The following is a 701-nucleotide window of genomic DNA, read 5'->3' as shown; positions in this document are numbered from 1 at the left end:
CACAAAGAGACCCTGGTCAGCGACACCGCCCTGGAAGATACCCTGGCCGAGTCCCTGAAGTTTGAAGGTGAGAAGTTCTCCCGTGCGCCAGTCGAGACCGTAATGGGCCACGTTGACCATGGTAAGACGTCGCTGCTCGACTACATTCGTCGTGCCAAGGTAGCTGCTGGCGAAGCCGGTGGTATCACCCAGCACATCGGTGCGTACCACGTTGAAACCGAACGCGGCATGGTCACCTTCCTTGATACCCCAGGTCACGCCGCGTTTACCGCAATGCGTGCCCGTGGTGCGAAGGCGACCGACATCGTGATCCTGGTAGTTGCAGCGGACGACGGCGTGATGCCGCAAACCATTGAAGCTGTCCAGCACGCCAAGGCCGCTGGTGTTCCACTGGTTGTTGCAGTGAACAAGATCGACAAGCCGGGCGCCGATCTCGATCGCATCCGTAGCGAACTGTCGGTTCACGGCGTGACTTCGGAAGAGTGGGGCGGCGACACCCCGTTCGTATCGGTTTCGGCGAAAGTCGGTACCGGCGTGGACGAGTTGCTCGAAGCTGTCCTGCTGCAAGCTGAAGTACTTGAACTCAAAGCAACCCCATCGGCCCCAGGTCGCGGTGTTGTGGTTGAATCGCGTCTCGACAAAGGTCGTGGCCCGGTTGCAACCGTTCTGGTTCAAGACGGTACCCTGCGCCAAGGCGACAT

Annotated in this window: 1 protein-coding gene; it reads left to right on the top strand. The window is 59.8% G+C overall.

Annotation, left to right across the window (positions count from 1 at the left end; translation table 11 throughout):
* On the top strand, nucleotides 1-701 hold a 701-nt coding region (locus ACIOZM_RS31535; RefSeq protein WP_401221537.1), incomplete at both ends, for a translation initiation factor IF-2.

It is taken from the genome of Pseudomonas sp. NPDC087346 (genome assembly GCF_044744235.1).
Lineage (GTDB): Bacteria > Pseudomonadota > Gammaproteobacteria > Pseudomonadales > Pseudomonadaceae > Aquipseudomonas.
This window is presented reverse-complemented; position numbering and strand designations above follow the sequence as displayed.